Below are 242 nucleotides of genomic sequence, written 5' to 3'. Positions count from 1 at the left end.
CGGAGCATGCCGAATATCTTGCTCGCAGCATTCCGAACGCTGAGATGATCTATCTCACAAGCGTCAGCCATTTCGCGCCGCTCCAGCGGCCGTCGCAATTTAATGCCGCTGTGGAATCCTTTCTCGATGGAATAGGGTCGTGACGATCGCCGCCGTTGAGCCGCGGCGCATTCGCCAGCCCCTTCTTCTCGCCTCTGGCCTCGCGCCCATTTCCCGCTATCTCTCGTTTCATGAGACCTGAT

The 242-nt window shown here is 58.3% G+C and carries 1 protein-coding gene; it reads left to right on the top strand.

The genetic code is table 11. The features are described 5' to 3' along the window. Positions 1–143, top strand: a 143-nt coding sequence (locus tag EOD29_RS37730; protein ID WP_164764078.1) for an alpha/beta hydrolase, incomplete at its 5' end; no start/stop codon positions are given. Positions 144–242: the final 99 nt, after the last annotated feature.

This window comes from Mesorhizobium sp. M1A.T.Ca.IN.004.03.1.1 (genome assembly GCF_003997555.1).
Lineage (GTDB): Bacteria > Pseudomonadota > Alphaproteobacteria > Rhizobiales > Rhizobiaceae > Mesorhizobium.
The sequence above is the reverse complement of the archived record's forward strand: the minus strand, read 5'-3'. Positions and strand labels throughout refer to the sequence as shown.